Genomic DNA, 24,586 nt, shown 5'->3' with positions numbered 1-24,586 from the left:
GGGGTTGCCGGTCATGCCAGTCGCGCGCTCAGGAAGGCGGCGGCATGTTCGATGGCGCGCACGGCGGCCGGCAGCACGCCGGCCATTTCGACGAAGCCGTGCACCATGCCCGGCAGTTCGACGTACTCCACCGCCACCCCGGCCGTGCGCAGGGCATCGGCGTAGTGGCGGCCGTCGTCGCGCAGCACGTCGCAGGCGGCGGTGTAGATCAAGGCCGGTGGCAGTCCGCGCAGATCGGCCGCGCGCAGCGGCGACAGCCGGCTGTCGCTGGGGTCGTACTCGGCCACGAACGGCGCCGACATCGCCTGCATCACCGCCAGCGTCAGCGGCGGCACATGCGCGTTCTCGTGGCGCGCCGCAAAGTCCTGCGATGCCGGCGACAGATCCGTACTCGGATAGAACAGCGCCTGCGCGCGCAGCGCCACCGCACTGCCGCGCAACTGCTGACAGGCCACCGCCGCCAGACTGCCGCCGGCGCTGTCGCCGGCCACGGCCAGGCGGCCGGCATCCAGGCCCAGCTCGCCGGCATGCGCCGCCAGCCAGGCGATCGCCGCGACCACGTCCTGCGGGCCGGCCGGGGCCGGATGTTCCGGCGCCAGCCGGTAGTCCACCGCCACCACCGCGCACGCGGCCGCCTGCGCCAGGCGCCGGCAGACCGGATCGTGGGTGTCCAGATCGCCGGCACTCCAGCCGCCGCCGTGCAGATAGACGATGGCCGCGGTGGCCTGCGGCGCGCTGACCGGCCGATACAGGCGCAGCGGGATCGGACCGGCCGGCCCCGTGGCGGTCAGCGCACGGACCTCGGCCACCGGCAACGGCGTGCCGCCGAGCAGCGCGCCGATCTGACCGTAGGCCTGGCGCAGCTGCGGGATCGGCAGGGTCTCCAGCGGGGGCGCGCCGCTGGCGGCCATGCCTTGCAACACCGCCAGCACGTCCGGCGCCAGCCGCGAAGGGTCGAAGAGAGGGGACTGCATGGCGTTCGCTCCAGGAAAGGACAGAGGTGAGGACACGGGGGTCAGTGGGCGCCGCCGGTGCGCGGCGGCAGGCCGCGGCGACGCGCGCACGGCGGGCCGGGCGGGTGGATCATCCCTGGTCGCCGCCGCCCACCGGCAGCACCGTCCCGGTGATGTAGGAAGCCTCGTCCGAGGCCAGGAACAGGATCGCCGCGGCCTGCTCGTCGAGCGTGCCGTAGCGTTTCATCAGGCTCGATTCCACGGTCTGCGCGACGATCTGCTGATACCAGGCCTGCGCCTGCGCGCTCTGCGCATCGGCATTGCGCGGCACCCGCCGCGGCGGCGCCTCGGTACCGCCCGGGGCGACCGCGTTGACGCGGATGCCATGCGCGGCGTGCTCGAACGCCAGGCACGCGGTCAGCGCGTTGACCCCGCCCTTGGCCGCGCCGTACGGCACGCGATGGATGCTGCGGGTGGCGATGGAGGAGACGTTGACGATCGCCCCGCCACCCTGCGCGATCATGTACGGCAGCGCCGCGCGGCATCCCCACAGCGCCGGGAACAACGAGCGCCGCACCTCGGCCTCGATCTGCGCCGGGGTGTATTCCTGGTACGGCTGCGCCCAGATGGTGCCGCCGACGTTGTTCACCAGCACGTCGATGCGGCCCATCTGCGCCTGCGCGAACTGCATCGCCCGCGCGTTTTCCTCGTAGTGTTCCAGGTCGGCCACCAGCGTGGCGACTTCGGCCGGCGCCAGTGCCTGGGACAGTTCGGCGACATGGTCGGCGCGGTCCACCAGCACCAGCCGTGCGCCCTCGGCGGCGGCACGCTCGGCCACGCGCAGGCCGATGCCCTGCGCCGCGCCGGTAATCACCACCACCTTGCCGGCGAAACGCGCGCTCATGCGGCCCGTTCCTGCACCGGCGCCACGGCGCTGGGGGTGAACTTCTCGTAGTGGAAGGCGGCCGGAACCAGCCCGATGCCGGAAAAATGCGTGCGCACCGCTTCGACCATCGGCGGCGGTCCGCACAGGTACACGTCCACGTCGCCGCCGTGCAGGGCGTGCGCCGGCAGGTGCTCGGTGACGTAGCCGGTGCGCGGATGCGCCGCCGCCGGATCGACCACGCAGGTATCGAACGTGAACCAGTCGGCCTGCTCGGCCAGCGCCTGCAGGCGCTCCAGCAGCACCAGATCGGCGCCGCGGGTCACGCCGTACATCAGATGCACCGGATGCGCGCAGCCGCTGGCCTGCAATTGCGCCAGCATCGACAGGAACGGCGCCAGGCCGGTGCCGCCGGCCAGCAACAGCAGCGGCCGGGTGATCTCGCGCAGGTAGAAGCTGCCCAGCGGGCCGTTGAGGTCCAGGACCTGTCCCGGCGTGGCCGTGTCCAGGTAGGCGCTCATCAGGCCACCGGGGACGCGCCGGATGAGGAAGGTCAGCGTGGACGCGCCCGGCGCGGAACTGAAGGAATACGCGCGCAACTGGCCGCTGCCGGGCACGGCGATGTTGACGTACTGGCCGGGCAGGAAGGCCGGCGCCGGGCCGATCGTTTCCAGGGTCAGTTCCAGCGCGGCGTCGGCATGCGCGACCACCGCCGCCACCGTGGCCTGGAAGTGCACGCTCCCGGTCTTGCAGGCGAGCGAGGTCGCCGGCACCGCCACCGCGCAGTCCGACTGCGGCCGCATCTGGCAGGTCAGGACCATGCCGGCGGCGGCTTCATCGGCGCTGAGCGCGTCCTCGATGTAGTCCTCGCCCAGATCGTAGCGCCCACGTTCGGCGCGGCACTTGCAGGTGCCGCACACGCCGTCGGCGCAATCCATCGGCAGGTTGATGCGCTGGCGGAAGGCGGCGTCGAGCACCGTCTCGCCGTCGTTGCAGTCGATGAAGCGGGTGATGCCGTCTTCGAAATTCAGCGCGATGCGATAGGACATGGCGGTTGCTCGCAGGTACGTGCCGATCAGACGTGGTAGACGTCGACGACCTGGCGGATGTAATCGTTCTTCAGCACGATGGTCTTGCGCGCGATGCGCAGCGCGTCGTCCTGCCGGCGCAGGGTCAGCGTCACCGTGCCAAAGAACTGGTCGGTGACCTTGTAGCGATGGCTGAGCGTGTGGAAATTGTGCCGCACCTCGATGTCCTGCCCGTGCTCGGACAGCACCTCGATGTTGCTCAGGTTGTGGCTGGTGCGCGGCTCCGGCGTGGAGGCCCCGGAGCGCTCGGTCTTGATGCGGAACACGCGGTCCTCCAGCCCGGAGCGATCGGCGTAGTAGATCAGCGAGATCTGCGACTGCGGATCGTCGGTGAGGCGGTCGTCGTCGTCCCAGGCCGGCATCCAGTACACCGCGTCCTCGGCGTACAGGGTCAGCCACTCGTCCCACTGGCGGTCGTCGAGCAGGCGCGCCTCGCGGTACAGGAAGGCGCAGATGGTCTGGTAGTCGGTGCTCATGCCGTACCCTCGCGTTCGCGTGCGATCGCCTCGCGCATCGCCTCTGCCCAGTACGCGTGCTGGCGCACGAACAGGCCTTCGTCCTCGCTGCGCTCGCCCGACAGCAGCGGCGCCAGTCCCATCCGCCGCGCGTTCTCGTCGGGGCCGTCGATCCACAACGGCGCGCCGCGGCTGAGATCGTTCCACGGCGCCGCGCCGGCGGCGTAGCCGGCCTGGCACGCGCGGAACTCCTCCAGGTCGTCGGCGGTGCCCATCCCCGAGACGTTGAAGAAATCCTCGTACTGGCGGATGCGCAGCGCACGGTCGCGCGCGCTTTCGCCCTTGGGCGCGAAGCAGAAGATGCTGACCTCGGTCTTGTCCACGTCCAGCGGCCTGACCACGCGGATCTGCGTGGAGAACTGGTCCATCAGGAACAGGTTCGGATACAGACACAGGTTGCGCGTCTGCTCGACGATGAACGCGGCGCGGTCGGCGCCCAGGCGCTGCGCCAGTTCCTCGCGCTGCGCGTACACCGGGCGCACTTCCGGGTTCATGGTCTTGGTCCACAGCAGGATGTGGCCGTTCTCGAAGCCGTACACGCCGGCGACGCTCTTGCTCCAGCTGCCGGCATCGACCGCCGGGGTGCCTTCCTGCTTGCGCCGGCTCATGGTGGCGGCGTAATTCCAGTGCACGGTGCTGACGTGGTAGCCGTCGCAGCCGTTCTCCATCTGCAGCTTCCAGTTGCCGTCGTAGACATAGGACGAGTTGCCGCGCAGCACTTCCAGCCCCTGCGGCGCCTGATCGACGATCTGGTCGATGATGATCCGGGTCTGCCCCAGGAACTCGTGCAGTGGCGCCACGTCCTCGCGCAGGCTGCCGAACAGGAAGCCGCGGTAGCTCTCGAAGCGCGGCACGCGCTTGAGATCGTGGCTGCCGTCCTGGCCGAACTGCGGCGGGTACTGGGTGGTCTTCTCGTCCTTGACCTTGAGCAGCTTGCCGGTATTGGAGAAGGTCCAGCCATGGAACGGACAGGTGAAGCTGCCCTTGTTGCCGTGCTTGCGCCGGCACAGCATCGCGCCGCGATGCGCGCAGGCGTTGATGACCGCGTGCAGTTCGCCGTGCTTGTCGCGGGTGATCACCACCGGCTGACGGCCGATGTAGGTGCTGTAGTAGTCGTTCGGCGCGGGGATCTGGCTCTCGTGCGCCAGATAGATCCAGTTGCCCTCGAAGATGTGCTTCATCTCCAGCTCGAACAGGTCGGCGCTGGTGAAGATCTCGCGACGGCAGCGGAACTGTCCCGCGGCGGGATCGTCCTGCACGGCATTGGCGAGCAGGGTGTCGAGCGCGGCCGCAGGGTCGATGACGGCAGACATGGGGGTGTCTCCTGTGAGAATGGCGGCGGCCTGCGTTGGCAACCGCAGGCCGCGGCAGTGACCGGCACGGGGCGACGCGCAGCGTGCCCCGTGACGCGGCGGAAACTAGGCGGCGACGCGGCGGCGCAGCGGATTGGCCTGGTTGTCCACGCCTTCCACCAGTGCGGTGAGGCGGAAATCGAACTGGATCTCGGCAAACGGGCCGCTCAGGCCGTTGGCCTGGATGCTGGCCTCGTCGCTGCGTTCCACCAGATCCGGCACCAGGCCATCGCGGGTGGCATAGGCGAAGTCGTCGTTGACCAGCGGGTCGCCGGCGATGTTGATCTGCGTGGTCAGCTTGCGGTGGCCGTCGGCGCCGACGAAGAAGTGGATGTGCGCCGGACGCTGGCCATGGCGGCCGAGCGCGAACAGCAGGCGTTCGGTCGGGCTGCCCGGCGGCACGCCGTAGCCCTTGGGCACGATGCTCTGGAAACGGTACTGGCCGTTGTCGTCGGCGACGATGGTGCGGCGCATGTTGAACGGCGCCTGCTTGCCGGTGGGGTCGAAGTGCGAATAGAAGCCGCGCGTGTCGCAGTGCCAGACCTCGACGCTGGCGCCGGGCAACGGACGACCGTCGGCGCCGTACACGGTGCCATGCATGATCAGCGGATGGCCGTTTTCGTCGCTGCCGTCGTCGAGCCGGGCGAAGCCGTGCGCCACCGGCGCGCCGGCCACGTACAGCGGCCCTTCGATGGTCCGCGGCGTCGGATTGTCGATGCCCAGTTGCGCGTCGATGGCGTCCAGGCGCAGATCCAGGAAGTGGTCCAGGCCCAGCCCGGGCGAGATCAGCCCGGCCTGCCCTGCCGCGCCCAGGTCGTTGAGCCAGGCGATCGCGCTCCAGTACTCGTCGGGCGTGACATCCAGATCGTCGATGGCCTTGAACAGGTCCGACAGCACGCGATGCACGATCCGTTTCACACGCGCGTCGCCGGCCGTCTGCTCCAGGCCGCTGACCGTGCGCAGGAACGCCTGCACCTCCGGGGTCTCGAAAATCTTGACGCTCATCGTCTGGTTCCTTCTCTGCTCATGGTTGCGTTGGCTGCCTTGAGACGTTCCCCTCCCGAGGAAGCGCCCGTGGTGCGGGACTAGCGATCGTCCTCGTACAGCGACGAGGGATGGCGGCACAGCGGGGTGACCGCGATGCGCATGTAGGGAAACAACGGCAGCGACAGCAGCAGCGCGTGCAGTTCGGCGTTGTCGGCCACGTCGAAGATGCTGACGTTGGCGTACTGCCCGACCACCCGCCAGATATGGCGCCACTGGCCGCTGCGCTGCAGCTGCTGGAAACGCGCCTTTTCGTCGCGCTTGAGCTGCTCGGCACGCTCGGGCGGCATGTCGCCGGGCAGGTTCACTTCCATGCTCACGTGAAACAACATGTTCATTCCTCCACGCCGGTAGCCACCGGCATCACGATGCGGCGGCGATCGCGGCGCAGCGCGTCCACCCGTGCCTCGTCCAGGGCGATGCCCAGGCCTGGTCCGCACGGCAAGTGCAGTTGGAAATCCTCGTAGCGCAGCGGCTCGGCGAGGATCTCCTCGGTCAGCAACAAGGGACCGAACAGCTCGGTGCCCCATTGCAGGTTGGCGAAGGTGGCGAAGGCATGGGCCGAAGCGATGGTGCCGATCGCCCCTTCCAGCATCGTCCCGCCGTACAGGCCGATGCCGGCGGCATCGGCGATGGCCGCGACCTTCTGCGCGGCGTACAGGCCGCCGGACTGCTCGATCTTCACGGCGAACACGTCGGCCGCGCCGCGTCGCGCCGCCTCGAAGGCGCTTTCCGGGCCGCTCAGCATCTCGTCGGCCATCAACGCGATCGGGAAGCGGCGCATCAGCCGCCGCATCGCCGCCAGCGACGCCACCGGCTGTTCGACCAGTTCGCAGCCGGCGTCGGCCAGCGCCGGCAGCGCGCGCACCGCCTCGGTCTCGCTCCAGGCCATGTTGACGTCCACCCGCACCGCGCCGCGCGCCCCCAACGCGCGCTTGATCGCCGCCACGTGGGCCACGTCCTCGGCGACGCTGCGCGTGCCGATCTTCAGCTTGAACACGTTGTGCCGGCGCTCGGCGAGCATGCGTTCGGCCTCGGCGATGTCGCGTTCGGTGTCGCCGGAGGCCAGCGTCCACGCCACCGGCAGGCGATCGCGCAGGCGCCCGCCCAGCAGCTCGGACACCGGCAGGCCGAGCCGCTGGCCGTGGGCGTCGAGCAGCGCGGTCTCGATCGCGCACTTGGCGAAATGGTTGCCCTTGACCAGGCCGCCGATCCGCTGCATCAGCGCCTGCACCGCGCAGGCATCGGCCCCGACCAGCAGCGGCGCGATGTAGCGGTCGATCGTCAACTGCATGCCTTCCGGGCTCTCCGCGCCGTAGGCCAGACCGGCGATCGTGGTGCCCTCGCCCAGCCCGACCACGCCGTCGCTGCAATGCAGGCGCACCAGCATCAGGGTCTGCCCGCGCATCGTCGCCATCGACAGGCGATGCGGGCGGATCGTGGGCAGGTCGAGCAGCAGCGTCTCGACGCGTTCGACGGTGGCGGTGGTGGGGTGCGGTGACATGGCGCCGATTCTTGGCCCGGCACGGCACTGCCGTCCAAGACTGAATGCAGCACCATTTCATACCCTGAAGATATAGTATGGCGGGAAACCTAGACGTTCATGATTTGCTGCAGCACAGCATACTTTGAATGTCATGTAACTTTCCGCCACAGCGAGCGTCTATGGATCTGCGTCAACTCCGCTACTTCGTGGCCGTCGCCCGCGAACGCAACTTCACCCGTGCCGCAGAAATCCTGCATATCGCGCAACCGCCGCTGAGCCGGCAGATCCAGCAGATCGAACAGCAACTGGGCGTGCCGCTGCTGGTGCGGCGCAGCCGCCCGCTGCGTCTCACCGACGCCGGACGGCTGTTCTACGAGGAAGCGCTGCAGGTGCTGGGCCGGGTCGAGCAGATGACCGAGGCCGCGCGCCGGCTCGGCCGCAGCGAGCGCCGCGTGGCCTCGATCGGCTTCGTCGCCTCCACCCTGTACGGCGGTCTGCCCACGGTGGTGCGGCGCCTGCGCCAGGCGCGACCGGACCTGGAAGTGCGCCTGGTCGAGCTGATGTCCAGCCAGCAGGTGGAAGCGCTGAAGGAAGGCCGCATCGACCTGGGCTTCGGCCGCGTGCGCAGCAGCGACCAGCATGTCGAACGCCTGGTCCTGCGCGAGGAGCGCCTGGTCGCGGCGATCCCGATGGAACACCCGCTGGCCGCGGAGGACGCGCCGCTGCCGCCGGCGGCGCTGGCCGGGCAACGGCTGCTGCTCTATCCCAGCCATCCGCGCCCCAGCTTCGCCGATCAGGTGCTGTCGCTGCTGCAGGATCACGGCGCGCATCCCAGCGAACTGCAGGAGGTGCGCGAGCTGCAGACCGCGCTGGGCCTGGTCGCGGCCGAGAGCGGGATCTGCCTGATCCCGGCCTCGGCGCGGTCGATGCGCAGCGACCTGCATTACCGCCTGATCGACGACGAACACGCCACCTCGCCGATCATCATGAGTTATCGCCGCAACGACGACTCCGGCCTGGTGGAACTGACCAAGCAACTGATCCGCGAGATGTATGCCGAGCATCCGCCGTGGCTGGACGTGTCCTACAACCGCTGGAACGCACCGTAACCCCGGCCACCGGCGCCTATCCGGCATACACTGGCCGCCGCGCGCGGCCCCGTGCCCACGCGCGCCGCCCCTTCGCCGCCGCCGACGCCATGCCTCCCACCTCGCTTGCCCCCGCCTCCGACGACCCGATCGCCCTGACCCGCCGATGGCTGGAGCGCGCGGTGATCGGGCTGAACCTGTGTCCGTTCGCCAAGGCGGTGTACGTCAAGCAGCAGGTGCGTTTCGTGCTCAGCGATGCGAGTACGCCCGAGGCGCTGCTCGAACAACTGGCCGAAGAACTGGTGCTGCTGCGCGATACCCCGGCCGAGCAGATCGACACCACGCTGATCGTGCACCCGGACGTGCTGCAGGACTTCCTGGACTACAACGACTTCCTCGACAACGCCGACGCCGCGGTCGAGGCGCTGGACCTGCAGGGCGTGCTGCAGGTGGCCAGTTTCCATCCGCAGTACCAGTTCGCCGGCACCGCACCGGACGACATCGGCAACTACACCAACCGCGCGCCCTACCCCACCCTGCACCTGCTGCGCGAGGACAGCGTGGAACGCGCGGTGGCCGCGTTCCCGGACGCGGACGTGATCGTCGAGCGCAATCTGCAGACCCTGGAGAAGCTGGGGCTGGAGGGCTGGAAGCGGGCGGTTGGGGAGCGGGATTCGTGATTTGGGATTCGGGATTCGGGATTCGTAGAAGCGGGATTTGCGACGGTGCGTGGCGCCACGCGCTTTTGCCAATCCCCAATCCCGACTCCCTAATCCCGGCCCTCGAACAGCACCGCCACGTCCGCCGCCTCCAGCACCCGCCACTGCCCCGAGGGCAGATCGTCCAGGCCGAAGCCGCCGATGCGGCTGCGGTGCAGCGCGGCCACGTGGTTGCCGACGGCGGCGAACATGCGCCGCACCTGGTGGTAGCGGCCTTCGTGCAGGGCCATGCGCACCTGGCGCGGTCCCAGCGTCTCCAGTTGCACCGGCAGCAGCGGCGTGGTCTCGCCGTCGAGCATCAGCGTGCCGCTGGCGAACTGCGCGGCCTCGTCGCCGCGCAGGTCCTCGGCCAGGGTGGCCTCGTAGACCTTGGCCAACCGCGCCTTGGGCGAGACGATGCGATGCAGCAGCGCACCGTCGTCGGTCATCAGCAGCAGACCGCTGGTGTCGCGGTCCAGCCGCCCCACCGTGGACAGCAGCGGCGAGCGCAGGCGGAAGCGCGGCGGCAGCAGGTCGTAGACGATGCGTCCCGGATCCTTGGTCGAGCAGGTGTAGCCGACCGGCTTGTGCAGCGCCAGGATCAGCCCGGGCGGCGGATCCAGCGCTTCGCCATCGACCCGGATCGCCGCGTGCGGCACTTGGTCGTCGGCATACAGCACCTCGCCCTCGGCATCGGTGATGCGGCCCTCGCGGAACATCAGCGCCACCTGCTTGCGGCTGCCGTAGCCCAGGTTGGCCAGGTGCTTGACCAGTTTCATCGGCGCGCTCCGGCACGGCTGCGCACCGCGTGGATCAGCTTGAAGCCGTCGCGGGTGGCGAGCACCTCGGTCTCCCCGAAGCTGGCGTCGAGCACCGCCTCGTAGGGCAGATGCCGGTTGGCGACCAGGAACAGCCGCCCGCTGGGCGCCAGCGCCTGCGCCGCCACCGCGATGAAGCGCCGGCCGATGTCCGGCCGCTCCATCCGCCCCGGCGCATGGAACGGCGGATTGCTGACGATGACGTCGTACTGCCCCGGCAGTCCGGTGGTCACGTCGTGCCAGTGGAAGCCCAGCGTCGGGCCGGCCGGTGCCTGCGCCAGATTCGCGCGCGCCAGCGCCAGCGCGCGCGCGTCGGCCTCGAACAGGTCCAGCGCGGTCAGTTGCGGGCAGCGCGCCAGCAGTTCGGCCGACAGGTAGCCGTAGCCGGCGCCGAGATCGGCGGCACGGCCGCGCAGATCGGCGGGCAGGTGCTCGGCCAGCAGCGCCGAGGCCGGGTCGATGCGATCCCAGGCGAACACGCCTGGGCGGCTGCGGAAGCGACCGTCGAGAATCGGCCGCACGGCATCCAGCTTCGCCCAGCGCTGCTGCAGCGCGGCGTCGTGGCCGCCCTGCAGCGGCGCGGTCCAGTACACCCGGCAGTGGTGCTTGGTCAGCTTGCCGCCGAGGCCGGCCAATTGCTGCAGGTCGTCCTCGCCGGAGCGCGCGCCCTCGTTGTTGGCCTGGCAGGCCACCACCATGCCGCCCGGCGCGGCCAGCGCCACGGCGCGCGCCAGCAGCGCCCGCGCTTCCTCGCGCTGGCGCGGCGGCAGCACCAGCACCAGCGCGTAGCCGCCTGCGTCGGCGGCGCCGTCCTGCTCCGCACGCACCGTCCAGCCGCCCTGCTGCAGCGCGCTGGCGAACGGCCGGTAGTCCTGCTCGCAGACCAGTTGCGGCGGCTGCGCGTGCTGGCGCAGCGCCCAGCCGTCGCGGGCGCGCAGAAACAGCACCTTGCCGGCAGGCCAGCGCAACACGCCCTGGGCGAACGGCAGGAACAGGGTGTCGAGGGGGGCGTCTTGCGCAGCCGGCATCGGGCGTGAGTCATCGGAACAGGGACGCGCATTCTACCGGCAGTGCGCGGCGACCCCGGTTTTGCGCGAATCCAACGCATCATTGATGTTTCGGCAACATCGCCGCGCCTAGGCTGCAAGGCACCCAATGACCGGAGAGGCAGCATGCGCGCAGTGTTCATCGGCGGCGTCGTCGACAACAGCGAAGTGGACCTGGATGGCAGCCAGCCGCCGTTGCACTACCCGGAGAACACCGGCACCGGCCGTCCGCGCTACCGCCTGCACCAGCGCGGCGCACGCGACGACGGCAGCGTGGTGTATGCCGTCTATGCCGCCCCGGAACTGGGCGACACCGAAGTGGAGCGCGTCTTCAACGAACGCGGCTACGCCCGCCGCTTCGGTGTGGAACCGGCGCCTGTGGAGCACTGACGCCAGGCTTTCGGCTCGGCCAATCAAACATGCAGGAGCGGCGTCGGCCGCGACCGGGCCTCGCCAGGCGTATCCCGGTCGCGGCTGACGCTGCTCCCGCACGCGTCAGCAGAGATGGATTTGCCCTCGTGCTCACTCGCGCGATTTTCGATTGCAGCAAACAAGGCCGGCTTCCAGGAAGCGGCTGCGGTCGTGGTTTTCCCTGTTTTTCGAAGCACGCGGCCGCGCAATGAGATGCGCGCTGCAGCAGCCCTGGGGGCACGCGCCACACCTTCCGCAGTGGTCCTTTGTAGGACCGGCCTAAGCCGCGATCGGGCTTCACCATGAAGCCCACGTCGCAGCCATCAGTCCCGCATCGCGACCATGAACCCCGCGCCGCGACCGAAGCCACCCCCTACGATCGATGCGGAAACACGCGGCTCACCACGCTGCTCACTTCCCCGGCTTCGGCGTCACCCGCCACACCACATTGCCGACGTCGTCGGCGACCAGCAGCGCGCCGGGCTTGTCCACCGCCACGCCGACCGGGCGGCCCTGCGCACGGCCCTCGGCGTCGAGGAAACCGGTCAGCACGTCCTGCGGCTTGCCGCTGGGCTTGCCGTTGGCGAACGGCACGTAGATCACCTTGTAGCCCGACGGCGGGTCGCGGTTCCAGGAGCCGTGCTGGCCGATGAAGGCGCCGCCGCGGTAGGGCTGCGGCAGCAGCGCACCTTCGTAGAAGGCCAGGCCCAGCGAGGCGGTATGCGCGCCCAGCGCGTAGTCCGGCTTGATCGCGCTGGCCACCATCTCCGGGTTCTGCGGCTGCACGCGCTCGTCCACGTGCTGGCCGTAGTAGCTGTAGGGCCAGCCGTAGAAACCGCCCTCGCGCACCGAGGTCAGATAATCCGGCACCAGGTCGCTGCCGATCTCGTCGCGTTCGTTGACCACGGTCCACAGCGTGTCGGTGCCGGGCTGCCAGGCCAGGCCGACCGGATTGCGCAGGCCGCTGGCGAACACGCGGGTGGCGCCGCTGGCGGCGTCCACTTCCAGGATCGCGGCGCGGTTGAGCTCCTGCTCCATGCCGTTCTCGGCGACGTTGCTGTTGGAGCCGACGCCCACGTACAGCTTCTTGCCGTCGCGGCTGGCCAGCAGGCTCTTGGTCCAGTGATGGTTGATGCCGCCGGGCAGGTTGGCGACGAAGCTGGGCGCGGCGGTGATCTGGGTGTCGCCGTCCTTGTACGGGAAGCTGACCAGGGCATCGGCATTGGCGATGTACAGACGGTCGCCGACCAGGGCCATGCCGAACGGCGAATACAGGCCCTTGAGGAACTGCGTGCGCACTTCGGCGACGCCATCGCCGTCGGCGTCGCGCAGCAGGGTGATGCGGTTGGCGCTGGGCACGGCGGCGCCGGCCTTGGCCATCATCGCGCCCTGGATCTTGTCGCGCAGGCCGCTGCTCTCCTTTTCCGGTGCCGGCGGCTCGGCGGTCTCGGCGACCAGCACGTCGCCGTTGGGCAGCACGTACAGCCAGCGCGGATGGTCCAGATCGCGGGCGAAGGCCTGCACCGCCAGGTCGGCGGCCGGCATCGGCGCGGCGCCATCGGCCCAGCGCTTGACCTCGGCGACCTTGACCGTGGGGATCATGCGCTTGACCGGATCGGGCAACACCGGATCCGGCCCCATGCCCTCCTCGATGGAGTGCTTGGCGGTGTCGCCGCAGGCGGCGAGCAGGGCGGCACTGAGCGCACACAACACCCAACGGGCGCGAATCGGCGAAGACATGGCCATGTGTCTTGGATATCCGGGAACACGGGGGGAACGCCGATGATGCACAGCCCCGACGCGAAAAAAGTGAAAGATGCGTCAAGAGGCGTCGCCGCGCGGATCGGTCTCCCAGGGCCGCGCCGGCAACTGGCGCACGCTGCGGATTTCGTCCAGCCACAGGTAGCGGTGCCGGGCCGGATCGTCGAGGTCGTCGATGCGCACCTGTGCATTGCTGCCCTCGTTGCCATCGGCGTCGCGGAACTGCTGGATGCTGGGCCGGACCGACACGGTGCCGAAGCACACGCTGCCGTCGTGCAATTCGATGCGCACATGCGCCTGCCCGGGCAGTTGCAGGATCAACGCTTCCAGCGCCTGGATCTGCGCCTGGTCGGTGTGGATACGCTCGGCAAACTGGGTCATCGGCGGACTCCTGATGGGGAACCGCAGCACCCTAACGCCGGCCGCGTGAGCCGGCGGGCAAGACCGCGCTAACGCTGCCGCGCGAAGCGCACCGCCGAGACCAGCTGCGCCACGCTGTACGGCTTGGCCAGGTGTTCCTGGAAGCCGGACTGCAGCGCGCGCTGGCGATCGTCGGCACGCGCCAGCGCAGTCACCGCGACCGCCGGCAATTCGTCCGCGCCCAGGCCCATGTTCTCGCGCACGGTGCGGATCAGCCCGTAGCCATCCATGCCCGGCATGCCGATGTCGGTGACCATCACGTCGATCGCCGCATGGCCGCCGCCGTCGAGCACCTCCAGCGCCTCGCTGGCCGAGCCCACCGCGACCACCTCCGCGCCCTGCTCCTCGAGCAGGCGCCGCAGGTAGTCGAGCATGTCCGGCTGGTCCTCCACCGCCAACAGGCGCACGCCCTTGAGCGAATACGCCTCGACCACCTGCTCGGCCATCGCGAACGCGCGCACTTCGCGCAGCGGGCGCGAGCCCGGCGCATCGCGGTGCAGCGGCAGGCGCACGGTGAAGACCGAGCCGCAGCCGCGACCTTCGCTGGCCGCGCTGATCTGGCCGCCATGCATTTCCACCAGCTGCTGCACGATCGCCAGGCCCAGGCCGAGGCCGCCGTGCAGGCGTGTCGTAGTGCTGTCGGCCTGGCGGAAGCGCCCGAACAGATGCGGCAGGAATTCCGGCGGAATGCCGTCGCCGGAATCGCGCACCGCCACGCTGACGTGCTCGCCATCGTCGTCGAGCGCGATCGCCAGGGCGATGCGCCCGTGCGCGGGCGTGAACTTGATCGCATTGGACAACAGATTCCAGAACACCTGCTGCAGGCGCGTGGCGTCGCCCAGCACCATGCACGGCTGCGACGGCGCCTGCAGGGTCAGCGCCTGGTCCTTGCCTTCGGCCACCGGCTCCTGCGCGCGCATCGCCTCGCGCACCTGTTCGGCCAGGTCCAGCGCCTCCACTTCCAACTGAACCTTGCCCAGCAGCATGCTGCTGAGATCGAGCATGTCCGAGATCAGCCGCTGCTGCGCGCGCGCGCTGCTGGCGATCACCGACAGGCCCTTGCTGCTCGGGTCGCCCGGCGGCAGCCGCTGCAGCAGCAGGTCGCTCCAGCCGAGGATGGTGGTCAGCGGCGTGCGCAGTTCGTGCGACAGCGTCGCCAGGAACTCGTCCTTCAGCCGCGCCATGCTCTCGGCGGCGTTGCGTGCGCTGCGCTCGGATTCCAGCAGTTGCTCGCGCGCCAGTTCGATGTCGCGACGTTCGGTGACGTCCGGACTGCTGCCGGCCAGGCCGATGAACTGGCCCTCGGCGGAATAGCGCGGCACCGCGGTCATTTCCACCCAGCGCCACTCGCCGTCGTGGCGGCGCGCGCGCACCAGCGCGCGCAGGTTGCGCTGGTCGTGCAGCGCGTTGCGCAGTTCGTAGGCGAACACGCCCACGTCTTCCGGATGCAGCACGTCGCCCCAACCCGGGCGCGCAGCATCGGTGTCCAGATCGATGCCGAAGAATTCGGCATAGGCGGTGTTGGTGAAGCGCAGTTCGCCCTGGGCGTCCAGCACCCACACCGGCATCGGCAGGCCCTCGGCCAGCGCGCTGAAGCGCGCCTCGCTCTCGGCCAGGTCGCGCTCCATCCGCTTGCGCTCGGTGATGTCGAGGAACTGCACGGCGACCTGGCGCAGTTCGGGCGCGCCGACACGGAACGAATCCACTGCCCACCAGCGGTCCAGCGCAGTCGCGAAGTTCTCGAACTTGTCCGGACGGCCTGTCAACGCCACCGCGCCGTAGCGCTGGAACCAGTGCTCCTCGTGGGTCGGCGAGATCTCGCGCATACGCCGCCCGACCACGTCGCGCAGGCCGGTCTCGCGCTCGAAGGCCGGATTGACCTGCAGGAACACGTAATCGACCGCGCGCTCGCCCTCGAACAGCATCTGGATCACGCAGAAGCCGGAATCGATCTTGTCGAAGATCTCGCGGTACTGCAGGTCCGTCGCCTGCGCGAACGAGGAAGCGGTGGAGTCTGGACTGGCATGCATGACGGACTAGCTCTGGAAGCGGCCTACGGCAACGGATGAAGACGGTGCCCGGCATCCGCGGCGCAACGACGATGCGCCAGGAGCTGCAAGGCGTAAACCCCCATCTTGTTAAGCCACTCCGCCGCCGTCAAGCCAGCGCCTGGACTGCGCCTGCCCGAACGCGGTCACCAGAAGAACGCGATCACCAGCACGATGCCCAGCAGCGACAGGCCGATGCCGGCGAGCACCATCCACTGGGTCAGGCGCGCGCTGCGCAAGGCCTGCTCTTCCAGCCAACGCTCGGCTTCCTCGCGCCACGGCGGCGGCGAAGAGGATTCCAGCAACTGCTGCACGCGCGCCGGCCCCAGCTGCCGGCATTGCCGGCGGCATTCTTCGGGAACCACGGATCGCTCGGGTGCGCTGACGACGGACATGACAACGCTCCTGAATTGCTCAGCCGAGCGTGAAACGCGGCGCGTCGCTGGCCAGTTCGTGCTCCACCGCCATCCGCGCCAGGCGCGTGTAGTTGGCGCGCGGGCCAGCACCGCGGCCGACGATCAGGCCCAGGTACTCCAGGCCGGTCCACACCCGCGCCTTCCACTCCACGCCGTCCTCGGCCAGCACCAGGGTCAGCGTGTAGCGGAAGCTCTGCCCCTGCGGGCTGCGGTAGTGGTAGCTGGGCGGGAACTGCACGGCCACGTCCTGCGCCTCGCCGAGCGAGACCAGATAGCGCCGCAGCAGATGGCGCACGTCGTCGCCGGGGTTGAGGCGCAACTGCCGCGCCGCCTCGTCCAGGTTGGCCTGGTGCTCGACGAACGCGGCCGCACCGCTGGCCGGGCTGTGCCCATGCCGCTTGGCCCAGTCGATGAATTGCAGGCGCACATCGCTGCCGGTGTGGGCCTGGTGGAACAACGGCGTCTTCATGCGATCCCCGCATCCTCCGAGTGGCATCCATGCTCGCGCGCGCACCGTGAAGCAGGCGGCGAGGCGATGTGAGCCGTCCGTCATGCCGGGCGGATGAATCCGCGGCCAACGGTCGTCGCCGCACGCCTCGCCGCGATTGCGGGCACGCCGGCACAGGCACACACTGGGCGCACGCCTCCTGGAGATCCGCCATGAAGATCCGCTATGCCTGGACGGTGCTGGCGCTTGCCTGCCTGTGGGCGGGCGGCGCCTCCGCCGAGGTCCGCAACGTCACCGACCCGCAGGCGCCGCGTAGCCTCGTCAGCGACGGCCCGGTGCAGGTCAGCTGGGCCGACCCGTCCACCTTCAGCGAACTGCGGCAGAGCCGCAATCGCTGGGAAGCCGAACGCGGCGACTGGGTACAGGACCTGGCCGCCTACCTGCAGAAGCAGGCCGCCAAGCAACTGCAGCCCGGGCAGCGCCTGGACATCAAGCTGACCGACATCAAGCGCGCCGGCGACTTCGAGCCGTGGCACGGCCCGAACTGGAACGACGTGCGGGTGATGCGCGACCTGTATCCGCCGCGGATCAGCCTCGACTTCACCCTGTACGGCGCCGACGGCCAAGTGATCGCGCAGGGCCAGCCGAAACTGATGGACCCCAGCTATCTGTACAACAGCTCGGTCGGCCTGAGCACCGATCCGCTGCGCTACGAAAAGCGCATGCTCGACGACTGGCTGCGCCGGCAGTTGCGCAAGGACAGCACGGTCGCCGAGCGCTGAGGCCGCACGCGCGGCGCCGACATCGCGCCGGCGCCGTCAGCCAGTGGCTTACGCGTCGAGATAGACGCGCGGCGCGCGCTTGAGGCCGCACAGCAAGCGGTAGGCGCTGGAACTGCAGCGCCCGGCCAGCGCGTCGATGCGCGGCTGTTCGCCCCACAACTGCACCTCGCTGCCGAGCCCGGCCTGCGGGTGGTCGGTCAGGTCCACGGTCAGCATGTCCATCGACACGCGCCCGATCAGTGCGCCGGGCGCGCCGTCGATCAGCACCGGGGTGCCGTTGGGCGCGAACTGCGGATAGCCGTCGGCATAACCGATCGCCACCACGCCGACCCGGGTCGGACGCGCCGCGACGAAGCGCGCGCCGTAGCCGACCGGCTCGCCCGGCGCGATGTCGCGCACGGAAATGATCCTGGACTGCAGAGTCATGACCGGGCGCAGTTCGCCGGGCAGCGCGGCCGCGGCGGCGAACGGGTCTGCGCCGTACAGCATCAGTCCCGGCCGTCCCCAGTCGTTGCGCAGCTCCGGCCAGCCGAGCAGGGCCGGCGAGTTGCACAGGCTGGTCTCGCCGGCCAGGCCGGCGGTGGCCTGACGGAACACCTCCACCTGCTCGCGGGTGCGCGCGCTGTCCAGTTCGTCGGCGCGGGCGAAGTGGCTCATCAGCACCAGCCGCTCGACCTGCGGCAGCGCGCTCAGGCGTGCGTGCGCGGCGCGGAATTCCTCCGGCGCCAGGCCCAGCCGGTGCATGCCGCTGTCCAGCTTCAGCCACAGGCACAGCGGCTGCGGTGCGGCGAAGGCGGCGATCGCCTCCACCTGCCAGGGCGAGGCCACCGCGCACCACAGCCGGTGTTCGGCGACCAGCGGCAGTTCGTCGGCGTCGAAGATGCCTTCCAGCAGCAGGATCGGCGCGGCGATGCCGGCCTGGCGCAATTCCAGCGCCTCCTCGATGCAGGCCACCGCGAAGCCGTCGGCCTCGCCGTCCAGCGCGCGCGCGCAGGCCACCGCGCCGTGCCCGTAGGCATCGGCCTTGACCACCGCCAGCGCCTTGCCGCCGCTCAGCCGGCGGGCCAGGCGGTAGTTGTGGCGCAGCGCGTCGAGATCGATCAATGCACGGGCTGGGCGCACGCGACGGCCTCGGCGACGGACGCGGCGGAACCGCGGGAATAACGGAAGATGTCCAGGCCCTCGCCGCTGATCTGCGGCTGCCGCGAGACCATCAGGTCGGCCAGGTAGCGACCGGAGCCGCAGGCCATGGTCCAGCCCAGCGTGCCGTGGCCGGTATTGAGGAACAGGTTGCGGTAGCCGGTGGCGCCGACCACCGGCGTGCCGTCCGGGGTGGCCGGGCGCAGCCCGGTCCAGAACTCGGCCGCGGCCAGGTCGCCGCCGCGCGGGTACAGGTCGTTGACCACCTTCTCCAGGGTGGCGCGGCGCCGTGCCGGCCGCGACAGGTCGAAACCGGCCAGTTCGGCCATGCCGCCGACGCGGATGCGTTCGTCGAAGCGGGTGATCGCCACCTTGTAGCTCTCGTCGAGGATGGTGGAGGTGGGCGCCAGCGCCGCGTCGCGGATCGGCAGGGTCAGCGAGTAGCCCTTCAGCGGGTACACCGGCAGGCGGATGCCCAGCGGCGCCAGCAGGCCGGGCGAATAGCTGCCCAGCGCGACCACATAGCGGTCGGCCCGCTCGACCCGGCCGCCGATGCGCACGCCATCGATGCGGTCGCCATCGGCCTGCAGCGCCTCGATGGTCTCGCCCTGGCGGAACTGCACGCCGGCCGCGGCGGCCATCGCCGCCAGGCGCTGGGTGAACAGGCGGCAGTCGCCGGTCTGGTCGTTGGGCAGGCGCAGCGCGCCGACCAGGCTGGCCGGCGCGCTGGCCAGGGCCGGCTCGACCCGGGCGATGCCGGCACGGTCCAGCAACTCGTAGGGCACGCCGTACTCGCGCAGCACCTCGATGTCCTTGGCCGCACCGTCCAGTTGCTGCTGGGTGCGGAACAACTGGGTGGTCCCGAGCTGGCGGCCTTCGTAGGCGATGCCGGTCTCGGCACGCAGCTGGTCCAGGCAGTCGCGGCTGTACTCGGACAGGCGCACCATCCGCGCCTTGTTGATGGCGTAGCGCTCGGCGGTGCAGTTGCGCAGCATCTGCGCCAGCCACAGGTACTGCTGCAGATCGGCGGTCGGGGTGATCGCCAGCGGCGCATGGCGCTGGAACAGCCATTTCAGCGCCTTCAGCGGCACCCCGGGCGCCGCCCACGGCGAGGCGTAGCCGGGCGAGACCTGGCCGGCATTGGCATAACTGGTCTCCAGCCCGGCCGCCGGCTGGCGGTCGACCACCGTCACCTCGCAGCCGCTGCGGGCCAGATACCACGCCGTGGCCGTGCCGATCACACCGCTGCCGAGAACCAGAACCCGCATGCGCCTACTCCGTTCGGATCAATTCCCTGGCTGGATGGCGCCAGGGCAGAAGTTCGGTGCAGTATAGGCAGCACAACCCAGGATTTTCCCCTGACTTCTGCCGGCCTGGCAGGCCAAACCCCTGAGACCGCCCCGCATGGCCGCACGCCTTCGCGAACTGGACAAGATCGACCGCAAGATCCTGCGCATCCTGCAGCAGGAAGGGCGCATCTCCTTCACCGAACTGGGCGAGCGGGTGGGCCTGTCCACCACCCCGTGCACCGAGCGGGTGCGCCGGCTGGAACGCGACGGCGCCATCACCGGCTACTACGCGCGGCTGGACCCGCATTACCTCAAGGCCAGCCTGCTGGTGTTCGTGGAGATCAGCCTGGCCTACAAGTCCGGCGACATCTTCGAGGAGTTCCGCCGCGCCGCGCTGAAGCTGCCCAACGTGCTCGAATGCCACCTGGTCTCGGGCGACTTCGATTACCTGCTCAAGGCGCGGATCAGCGAGATGGCGTCCTACCGCAAGCTGCTGGGCAGCACCCTGCTGACCCTGCCGCACGTGCGCGAGTCCAAGAGCTACATCGTGATGGAAGAAGTGAAGGAAACGCTCAGCCTGCCGATCGCCGACTGAGCGTTCCACGCGAGGGGCGGGTCAGGAGACCAGCAGCTTCTCCAGGTCGTCGCGCGAGGAATTGGCGTGGTTCTTGGCCAGTTCGGCCACCACCCGCTTCTGGACCTCCTTGTGCAGCAGCGGCCGCAACTGCCCCAGCGTGTGCGGGTCGGCGACCAGCATCAGGTGCTCGACATCGCCGCGCAACGCGTCTTGGTACAGGCGCTCGGCGATCTGACGCACGAACCCGGCTTCATCCATGGTCATCGGCCGGTCGCCGTCCTCCACGCCCTCGATCGGCGCCGGGTTCAGCACTTCGGTCTGCTCCAGCAGCGCGGTCTCGCCGGCCAGATTGACCCGGAACAGGCGCGCGCTGGTGCGGTCGGCGACGACGATCAGGGTGTTGTCGGGAAGCTTGCTCATCGGTTCTCCTGCGAAAACATGGCGCCGCGGCAGTCGCGGCCGGTTCGCCAGTCTAGGAACCGATTTGTGAGGATGGCGGCCACGCGGCGTTCGCCGCGCGTTCGCCGCCGGGGCGCAGGCGCTCAGTCCTGGATGCGGACCCCGTCGCCGCTGGGCACGGTGTCGTAGTAACGGCCGGTGCGGGTATCCAGCGCGCGGTTCGGCCCCACCTGCATCGCCCCGGGCACCAGCTGGCCGCGGCGGTCGTAGAGGCGGACCGGGCGGCGTGCGGACGGGTCGGCGAGCGCGGCGGCCGGTACCGCCGGACTGGCCGGGCGCGTGTGCCGGGCCTTTCCTTGCGGCCGGTCGTCCAGGCTGGAGGGCACCGGCGCGGCCTTGGGAGCGGTCGTCGAGGCCGGCGGACGCTCGTCGAGACGGCTGGCCACCGAGGGCGCCGGCGGCGGCGCGGACTGCAGGGTGTTGGCGTCGCGATTGCCGGCCGGCGCGCCGGGGACCGGCTGGAGACTCTGCGCGGCGGCGAGCGCCGGCAGGAGCAGGGCGATGGCAACGCAGGGCAGCAGGCGCTTCACGGTGGCTCCATCGACGGGCCGCAAGAGAGCGTTCCACGCTAGCGCATCGCCGACTCGGCGTCGACGCGGCGCGGCGCGCTTGATCCACCCCGTACAGCCCTCATGTTGTTTTCCCCTCCTCCAGCCACGGGCCCCGCCATGAGCCGATTCGACCTCACGCCTCCTACCGCTGCCGAGCGCGAGCAGTTGATCGGCGGACTGAACGCGGAGGAACGCCGGGTGCTGCTGCAGCACGGCACCGAAGCGCCGTTCTGCGGCGTATTCCTGGACAACAAGCTGGAGGGCGTCTACACCTGCCGGATGTGCGGGCTGCCGCTGTTCCGCTCCAGCGCCAAGTTCGATTCCGGGACCGGCTGGCCGAGCTTCTTCGCGCCCTACCACCCCGACCACGTGCGCGAACTACGCGACACCAGCCACGGCATGATCCGCACCGAGATCGTCTGCGCCCGCTGCGACAGCCATCTCGGCCATGTGTTTCCGGACGGCCCGCCGCCGAGCGGCGAGCGCCACTGCCTGAATTCGGTCTCGCTGCAGTTCACCGAACAGGGCCAGGCGCTGCCCAACCCGCTGCACCGCGGCGGCGGCGAGACCGAACCGGCCTGATTCCGGCGCAGCCGCGCCGCCACAGGGAGACCACCGGTATGCGTCGAACTCCGTTGCTTCCCCTTTTGCTCCTGCCACTGGCCCTGGCCGCCTGCCAGCGCAGCCCCACCCCGCCCGCGCAGGCCGCCCCCGCGGCGGCGGTCTCACCGGCCGCCGCGCCCGGCCTGCAGGCCGATGCCCTGCCCATGCAGTGGCGCTGCGGCGAGGAACTGGTGCAGGCGGCCGCCGATCCGGCGCGCGAGCGCCTGGCCCTGCAGGTGCGCGGCACCCGCCTGGACATGCAGCGCACCGATGCCGGCGGCGCCACCGGCGCGCGCTACACCGACGCCCTGGGCAATACCTTCTGGCAGTCGCAGCCGGACCAGGCCACACTGACCCTGGCCGGCCTGGGCGAGACCCTCAAATGCGTCCGCCACGACAGCGGCATGACCGGCTGAACACCGGAGCTGGCGCGGCCGCCGCCAAAAACCCGGCACAGTTCACACCTTCAGAATGGCGCGGCGGGGCCGACATCTAGAGCGTCCCCGCTCCGGCCCGCAGGCTGCCCCGCCATGCTCATCATCGTTGGCTTCATCGTCGTCATCATCAGCGTGGTCGGCGGCTACGTGCTGTCGCACGGCAAACTCGGCGCGCTGTGGCAGCCCTACGAGCTGATGATCATCGGTGGCGCGGCGCTGGGCGCGTTCCTGGTCAGCACCCCGGGCAAGATCGTCAAGGCGACGCTCTCCGGCGTGCTGGGCGTGTTCAAGGGCCCGCAGTACAAGGCCGACGACTACCGCAGCACCCTCACCCTGATCTACGAACTGCTGAACAAGGCGCGCCGCGACGGCTTCATGGCCCTGGAAGACCACGTCGAGCGCCCGGCCGACAGCGCGATCTTCGGCAACTACCCGAAGGTGCTGGCCGACCACCACCTGCTCGACTTCATCACCGACTGCCTGCGCCTGATGATCGGCAGCAACATCGAGCCGCACGAACTGGAACCGCTGCTGGAGCTGGAGCTGGAGAAGCACCACCACGAGGCGATGGCGCCGGCGCATGCGCTGAGCAAGGTGTCCGACGGCCTGCCCGGTTTCGGCATCGTCGCCGCGGTGTTGGGCATCGTCATCACCATGGGCTCGATCGGCGGCCCGATCGAGGAGATCGGCCACCACGTCGGCGCGGCGCTGGTCGGCACCTTCCTCGGCATCCTGCTGGCCTACGGCTTCGTCGCGCCGCTGTCGGCGGCGATGGAAGCGCGCGCCGAGCAGGACAGCCGCATCTTCGAATCGGTGAAGACCGCGCTGCTGGCCTGCCTGCGCGGCTACAACCCGAAGATCGCCCTCGAATTCGCGCGCAAGACCCTGCCGACCGACGTGCGGCCGAGCTTCGCCGACTTCGAATCGCATCTGAAGACGATCAAGTAACGCGGTCATGGCCGAGACCAAATCCACCGTCGTCATCCGCCGGGTCAAGAAGGTCCAGGGCGGCGGCCACCACGGCGGCGCGTGGAAGGTGGCCTATGCCGACTTCGTGACCGCGATGATGGCGTTCTTCCTGGTGCTGTGGCTGGTGGCGGCCACCACCAAGGAACAGCGCGCGGCGATCGCCGAATACTTCCGCAATCCCAGCCCGCTGGCCGGCAAGAGCCCGGCGCCGAGCCCCGGCATGGCCGGCCCCGGCGGCGCCAGCACCTCGATGATCAAGCTCGGCGGCGCCGGCGAGATGCAGCGCGGCAACAACAAGGATCCGTTCGGCAGCAAGAGCCTGAAGGGCGACGACAGCAAGACCACGCAGCGCGAGAAGGAGAAGCAACGCCTGGAAACGCTGATGCAGGAGCTGAAGGAAGCCATCGACAAGAGCCAGGCGCTGGAACCGTTCAAGGACCAGCTGCTGCTGGACCTGACCCCGGACGGTCTGCGCATCCAGATCGTGGACAAGGAAAACCGGCCGATGTTCGACCTCGGCAGCGCGGTGCTCAAGCCCTACACCCGCGGCATCCTCCACGAGCTGTCCGGCTTCATCAACCAGGTGCCCAACCACATCAGCATCACCGGCCACACCGACGTCACCCAGTACAGCGGCAAGAACGGCTACAGCAACTGGGAGCTGAGCGCGGACCGCGCCAACGCCGCGCGCCGCGAACTGGTCGCCGGCGGCATGGGCGAGGACAAGGTCTCGCGCGTGGTCGGGCTGTCCTCCTCGGTGCTGTTCGACAAGCAGGTGCCGAACAATCCGATCAACCGCCGCATCAGCATCGTGGTGATGACCAAGGATGCCGAGGACGCCGCCACCGCCGACGGCGACCACAGCGTCGCCCTGGGCACGGTGCAACCCGACGCCGACACCAAGGTGCCGGACCTGAGCGCCACGGCAGGGGACGCGGCCGCCGCGCCGGCCGCCGGCAAGGGCGCGCCCGCGGCGGCGCCTGCCGCCAGCAACGGCGCTGCCCCGACGGCGCCGGCCGCGACGCCGGGCAAGGCCTCGGTGCAGATCGCCGAGCCGCGCACGACCTCGCCGGAGGCCGCGGCCGCGGCCGCGCGCGATGCCTTGCGCAGCATCAACGGCAGCGCACCGGTGGCGAGCACCGCCGCCCCCGGCGGGACCCCGGCAGCGACCAACACGCGCTGACCGCGGCGCCACCGCGCGCGCCGCCAGCGGCCGCGCAGGCGCGGGCGACGACCGCGCCGCACCGGCCCGGCGGGACCGCACACGGCGCGGCGCTTACAATGGCCGCCACTTCGCCAACGAG

At 70.0% G+C, this 24,586-nt stretch carries 27 protein-coding genes and 1 pseudogene; 9 read left to right on the top strand and 19 right to left on the bottom strand.

The genetic code is table 11. The features are described 5' to 3' along the window. Nucleotides 1-11: 11 nt before the first annotated feature. From CEK68_RS03210 to CEK68_RS03175, 8 genes are all read right to left on the bottom strand, one after another. Nucleotides 12-974 (bottom strand): alpha/beta hydrolase, encoded by a 963-nt coding sequence (locus CEK68_RS03210; protein ID WP_017908782.1) that lies wholly within the window; start codon nt 972-974, stop codon nt 12-14. A gap of 109 nt (nt 975-1,083) precedes the next feature. Then, nucleotides 1,084-1,857 carry a 1,6-dihydroxycyclohexa-2,4-diene-1-carboxylate dehydrogenase gene (locus CEK68_RS03205; protein ID WP_152238512.1) on the bottom strand — a complete coding sequence of 258 codons (774 nt, stop codon included), beginning with the start codon at nt 1,855-1,857 and terminating at the stop codon, nt 1,084-1,086. Continuing rightward, the gene (gene benC / locus CEK68_RS03200; protein ID WP_152238511.1) at nt 1,854-2,885 is read right to left on the bottom strand and encodes a benzoate 1,2-dioxygenase electron transfer component BenC; all 1,032 of its coding nucleotides are present in this window, start codon (nt 2,883-2,885) and stop codon (nt 1,854-1,856) included. Before benC ends, CEK68_RS03205 begins: the two co-directional genes overlap by 4 nt. A 26-nt stretch (nt 2,886-2,911) precedes the next feature. Then, a complete protein-coding gene (benB, locus tag CEK68_RS03195; RefSeq protein ID WP_017908779.1) occupies nt 2,912-3,400 on the bottom strand; it encodes a benzoate 1,2-dioxygenase small subunit in 489 nt (162 codons plus the stop codon). Further along, complete coding sequence (locus tag CEK68_RS03190) at nt 3,397-4,752, bottom strand: Rieske 2Fe-2S domain-containing protein (protein WP_152238510.1); 1,356 nt, start codon at nt 4,750-4,752, stop codon at nt 3,397-3,399. The genes benB and CEK68_RS03190 overlap by 4 nt, the downstream gene beginning before the upstream one ends. Before the next feature lie 105 nt (nt 4,753-4,857). Then, on the bottom strand, nt 4,858-5,796 hold the full coding sequence (gene catA, locus CEK68_RS03185; protein ID WP_043093404.1) for a catechol 1,2-dioxygenase: 939 nt from the start codon (nt 5,794-5,796) through the stop codon (nt 4,858-4,860). Nucleotides 5,797-5,876: 80 nt separating this feature from the next. After that, entirely contained in the window at nt 5,877-6,167 is a 291-nt protein-coding gene (catC, locus tag CEK68_RS03180) for a muconolactone Delta-isomerase (protein WP_043095268.1), read from the bottom strand. A gap of 2 nt (nt 6,168-6,169) precedes the next feature. Continuing rightward, nucleotides 6,170-7,339 carry a muconate/chloromuconate family cycloisomerase gene (locus CEK68_RS03175; protein ID WP_152238509.1) on the bottom strand — a complete coding sequence of 390 codons (1,170 nt, stop codon included), beginning with the start codon at nt 7,337-7,339 and terminating at the stop codon, nt 6,170-6,172. 161 nt (nt 7,340-7,500) lie between these two features. Between CEK68_RS03175 and CEK68_RS03170 the strand changes: the two genes are divergently transcribed. Beyond that, complete coding sequence (locus CEK68_RS03170) at nt 7,501-8,430, top strand: LysR family transcriptional regulator (protein ID WP_017908774.1); 930 nt, start codon at nt 7,501-7,503, stop codon at nt 8,428-8,430. 89 nt (nt 8,431-8,519) lie between these two features. Continuing rightward, on the top strand, nt 8,520-9,089 hold the full coding sequence (locus CEK68_RS03165) for a DUF1415 domain-containing protein (protein WP_152238508.1): 570 nt from the start codon (nt 8,520-8,522) through the stop codon (nt 9,087-9,089). 89 nt (nt 9,090-9,178) lie between these two features. Here the strand turns inward: CEK68_RS03165 and CEK68_RS03160 are convergent, their stop codons facing one another. Both CEK68_RS03160 and CEK68_RS03155 read right to left on the bottom strand, forming a co-directional pair. Further along, nucleotides 9,179-9,886 (bottom strand): pseudouridine synthase, encoded by a 708-nt coding sequence (locus CEK68_RS03160; RefSeq protein ID WP_150411050.1) that lies wholly within the window; start codon nt 9,884-9,886, stop codon nt 9,179-9,181. Beyond that, entirely contained in the window at nt 9,883-10,953 is a 1,071-nt protein-coding gene (locus CEK68_RS03155; RefSeq protein WP_152238507.1) for a methyltransferase, read from the bottom strand. Before CEK68_RS03155 ends, CEK68_RS03160 begins: the two co-directional genes overlap by 4 nt. A 144-nt stretch (nt 10,954-11,097) precedes the next feature. Between CEK68_RS03155 and CEK68_RS03150 the strand changes: the two genes are divergently transcribed. Beyond that, nucleotides 11,098-11,361 (top strand): hypothetical protein, encoded by a 264-nt coding sequence (locus CEK68_RS03150; RefSeq protein WP_017908770.1) that lies wholly within the window; start codon nt 11,098-11,100, stop codon nt 11,359-11,361. 432 nt (nt 11,362-11,793) lie between these two features. Here CEK68_RS03150 and CEK68_RS03145 read toward each other — a convergent pair whose 3' ends face one another. The 5 genes and pseudogenes from CEK68_RS03145 to CEK68_RS03125 form a co-directional block, all read right to left on the bottom strand. Beyond that, entirely contained in the window at nt 11,794-13,128 is a 1,335-nt protein-coding gene (locus CEK68_RS03145; protein ID WP_193312602.1) for a sorbosone dehydrogenase family protein, read from the bottom strand. Between the two features lie 75 nt (nt 13,129-13,203). Next, complete coding sequence (locus CEK68_RS03140; RefSeq protein WP_017908768.1) at nt 13,204-13,524, bottom strand: DUF3247 family protein; 321 nt, start codon at nt 13,522-13,524, stop codon at nt 13,204-13,206. Nucleotides 13,525-13,592: 68 nt separating this feature from the next. After that, nucleotides 13,593-15,536, bottom strand: a pseudogene (locus tag CEK68_RS03135) (ATP-binding protein); the annotation flags it as partial. Nucleotides 15,537-15,757: 221 nt separating this feature from the next. After that, on the bottom strand, nt 15,758-16,006 hold the full coding sequence (locus CEK68_RS03130; protein WP_148828011.1) for a hypothetical protein: 249 nt from the start codon (nt 16,004-16,006) through the stop codon (nt 15,758-15,760). 19 nt (nt 16,007-16,025) lie between these two features. After that, nucleotides 16,026-16,496, bottom strand: a complete 471-nt coding sequence (locus CEK68_RS03125; protein WP_010343261.1) for a hypothetical protein — start codon at nt 16,494-16,496, stop codon at nt 16,026-16,028. A 191-nt stretch (nt 16,497-16,687) separates the two neighbouring features. Here CEK68_RS03125 and CEK68_RS03120 point away from each other — a divergent pair, with 191 nt between their 5' ends. Continuing rightward, on the top strand, nt 16,688-17,257 hold the full coding sequence (locus tag CEK68_RS03120) for a DUF3016 domain-containing protein (RefSeq protein ID WP_152238506.1): 570 nt from the start codon (nt 16,688-16,690) through the stop codon (nt 17,255-17,257). Between the two features lie 48 nt (nt 17,258-17,305). Here the strand turns inward: CEK68_RS03120 and alr are convergent, their stop codons facing one another. Both alr and CEK68_RS03110 read right to left on the bottom strand, forming a co-directional pair. Then, nucleotides 17,306-18,379 carry an alanine racemase gene (alr, locus tag CEK68_RS03115; RefSeq protein ID WP_152238505.1) on the bottom strand — a complete coding sequence of 358 codons (1,074 nt, stop codon included), beginning with the start codon at nt 18,377-18,379 and terminating at the stop codon, nt 17,306-17,308. After that, entirely contained in the window at nt 18,358-19,665 is a 1,308-nt protein-coding gene (locus CEK68_RS03110; protein WP_152238504.1) for a D-amino acid dehydrogenase, read from the bottom strand. The genes alr and CEK68_RS03110 overlap by 22 nt, the downstream gene beginning before the upstream one ends. A gap of 136 nt (nt 19,666-19,801) precedes the next feature. Between CEK68_RS03110 and CEK68_RS03105 the strand changes: the two genes are divergently transcribed. Beyond that, complete coding sequence (locus CEK68_RS03105; protein WP_017908762.1) at nt 19,802-20,281, top strand: Lrp/AsnC ligand binding domain-containing protein; 480 nt, start codon at nt 19,802-19,804, stop codon at nt 20,279-20,281. A 21-nt stretch (nt 20,282-20,302) separates the two neighbouring features. Here CEK68_RS03105 and CEK68_RS03100 read toward each other — a convergent pair whose 3' ends face one another. After that, nucleotides 20,303-20,683: a host attachment protein gene (locus tag CEK68_RS03100; protein ID WP_152238503.1), complete on the bottom strand. Its 381-nt coding sequence runs from the start codon at nt 20,681-20,683 to the stop codon at nt 20,303-20,305. A 122-nt stretch (nt 20,684-20,805) separates the two neighbouring features. Next, the gene (locus CEK68_RS03095; RefSeq protein WP_043093412.1) at nt 20,806-21,252 is read right to left on the bottom strand and encodes a hypothetical protein; all 447 of its coding nucleotides are present in this window, start codon (nt 21,250-21,252) and stop codon (nt 20,806-20,808) included. Nucleotides 21,253-21,390: 138 nt separating this feature from the next. On the opposite strand from CEK68_RS03095, the gene msrB reads away from it, so the two are divergent. The 4 genes from msrB (at nt 21,391) to motB (ending at nt 24,465) form a co-directional block, all read left to right on the top strand. Continuing rightward, entirely contained in the window at nt 21,391-21,855 is a 465-nt protein-coding gene (gene msrB, locus CEK68_RS03090; RefSeq protein ID WP_152182202.1) for a peptide-methionine (R)-S-oxide reductase MsrB, read from the top strand. Nucleotides 21,856-21,920: 65 nt separating this feature from the next. Further along, the gene (locus CEK68_RS03085) at nt 21,921-22,292 is read left to right on the top strand and encodes an MliC family protein (protein WP_152238502.1); all 372 of its coding nucleotides are present in this window, start codon (nt 21,921-21,923) and stop codon (nt 22,290-22,292) included. A 114-nt stretch (nt 22,293-22,406) separates the two neighbouring features. Beyond that, nucleotides 22,407-23,261 carry a flagellar motor stator protein MotA gene (motA, locus tag CEK68_RS03080; protein ID WP_017908926.1) on the top strand — a complete coding sequence of 285 codons (855 nt, stop codon included), beginning with the start codon at nt 22,407-22,409 and terminating at the stop codon, nt 23,259-23,261. Between the two features lie 7 nt (nt 23,262-23,268). After that, nucleotides 23,269-24,465, top strand: coding sequence for a flagellar motor protein MotB (gene motB / locus CEK68_RS03075; RefSeq protein ID WP_152238501.1), 1,197 nt, complete (start codon nt 23,269-23,271; stop codon nt 24,463-24,465). The last annotated feature ends 121 nt before the right edge of the window (nt 24,466-24,586 follow it).

The organism is Xanthomonas sp. LMG 12461, assembly GCF_009192935.1.
Classification (GTDB): Bacteria; Pseudomonadota; Gammaproteobacteria; order Xanthomonadales; family Xanthomonadaceae; genus Xanthomonas_A; species Xanthomonas_A sontii.
The sequence above is the reverse complement of the archived record's forward strand: the minus strand, read 5'-3'. Positions and strand labels throughout refer to the sequence as shown.

Excerpts from the sequence above, each read along its gene's own strand:
- CEK68_RS03210 (WP_017908782.1), bottom strand. The coding sequence starts at position 974 with ATGCAGTCCCCTCTCTTCGACCCTTCGCGGCTGGCGCCGGACGTGCTG.
- CEK68_RS03205 (WP_152238512.1), bottom strand. The coding sequence starts at position 1,857 with ATGAGCGCGCGTTTCGCCGGCAAGGTGGTGGTGATTACCGGCGCGGCG.
- benC (WP_152238511.1), bottom strand. The coding sequence starts at position 2,885 with ATGTCCTATCGCATCGCGCTGAATTTCGAAGACGGCATCACCCGCTTC.
- benB (WP_017908779.1), bottom strand. The coding sequence starts at position 3,400 with ATGAGCACCGACTACCAGACCATCTGCGCCTTCCTGTACCGCGAGGCG.
- CEK68_RS03190 (WP_152238510.1), bottom strand. The coding sequence starts at position 4,752 with ATGTCTGCCGTCATCGACCCTGCGGCCGCGCTCGACACCCTGCTCGCC.
- catA (WP_043093404.1), bottom strand. The coding sequence starts at position 5,796 with ATGAGCGTCAAGATTTTCGAGACCCCGGAGGTGCAGGCGTTCCTGCGC.
- catC (WP_043095268.1), bottom strand. The coding sequence starts at position 6,167 with ATGTTGTTTCACGTGAGCATGGAAGTGAACCTGCCCGGCGACATGCCG.
- CEK68_RS03175 (WP_152238509.1), bottom strand. The coding sequence starts at position 7,339 with ATGTCACCGCACCCCACCACCGCCACCGTCGAACGCGTCGAGACGCTG.
- CEK68_RS03170 (WP_017908774.1), top strand. The coding sequence starts at position 7,501 with ATGGATCTGCGTCAACTCCGCTACTTCGTGGCCGTCGCCCGCGAACGC.
- CEK68_RS03165 (WP_152238508.1), top strand. The coding sequence starts at position 8,520 with ATGCCTCCCACCTCGCTTGCCCCCGCCTCCGACGACCCGATCGCCCTG.
- CEK68_RS03160 (WP_150411050.1), bottom strand. The coding sequence starts at position 9,886 with ATGAAACTGGTCAAGCACCTGGCCAACCTGGGCTACGGCAGCCGCAAG.
- CEK68_RS03155 (WP_152238507.1), bottom strand. The coding sequence starts at position 10,953 with ATGCCGGCTGCGCAAGACGCCCCCCTCGACACCCTGTTCCTGCCGTTC.
- CEK68_RS03150 (WP_017908770.1), top strand. The coding sequence starts at position 11,098 with ATGCGCGCAGTGTTCATCGGCGGCGTCGTCGACAACAGCGAAGTGGAC.
- CEK68_RS03145 (WP_193312602.1), bottom strand. The coding sequence starts at position 13,128 with ATGGCCATGTCTTCGCCGATTCGCGCCCGTTGGGTGTTGTGTGCGCTC.
- CEK68_RS03140 (WP_017908768.1), bottom strand. The coding sequence starts at position 13,524 with ATGACCCAGTTTGCCGAGCGTATCCACACCGACCAGGCGCAGATCCAG.
- CEK68_RS03130 (WP_148828011.1), bottom strand. The coding sequence starts at position 16,006 with ATGTCCGTCGTCAGCGCACCCGAGCGATCCGTGGTTCCCGAAGAATGC.
- CEK68_RS03125 (WP_010343261.1), bottom strand. The coding sequence starts at position 16,496 with ATGAAGACGCCGTTGTTCCACCAGGCCCACACCGGCAGCGATGTGCGC.
- CEK68_RS03120 (WP_152238506.1), top strand. The coding sequence starts at position 16,688 with ATGAAGATCCGCTATGCCTGGACGGTGCTGGCGCTTGCCTGCCTGTGG.
- CEK68_RS03110 (WP_152238504.1), bottom strand. The coding sequence starts at position 19,665 with ATGCGGGTTCTGGTTCTCGGCAGCGGTGTGATCGGCACGGCCACGGCG.
- CEK68_RS03105 (WP_017908762.1), top strand. The coding sequence starts at position 19,802 with ATGGCCGCACGCCTTCGCGAACTGGACAAGATCGACCGCAAGATCCTG.
- CEK68_RS03100 (WP_152238503.1), bottom strand. The coding sequence starts at position 20,683 with ATGAGCAAGCTTCCCGACAACACCCTGATCGTCGTCGCCGACCGCACC.
- msrB (WP_152182202.1), top strand. The coding sequence starts at position 21,391 with ATGAGCCGATTCGACCTCACGCCTCCTACCGCTGCCGAGCGCGAGCAG.
- motA (WP_017908926.1), top strand. The coding sequence starts at position 22,407 with ATGCTCATCATCGTTGGCTTCATCGTCGTCATCATCAGCGTGGTCGGC.
- motB (WP_152238501.1), top strand. The coding sequence starts at position 23,269 with ATGGCCGAGACCAAATCCACCGTCGTCATCCGCCGGGTCAAGAAGGTC.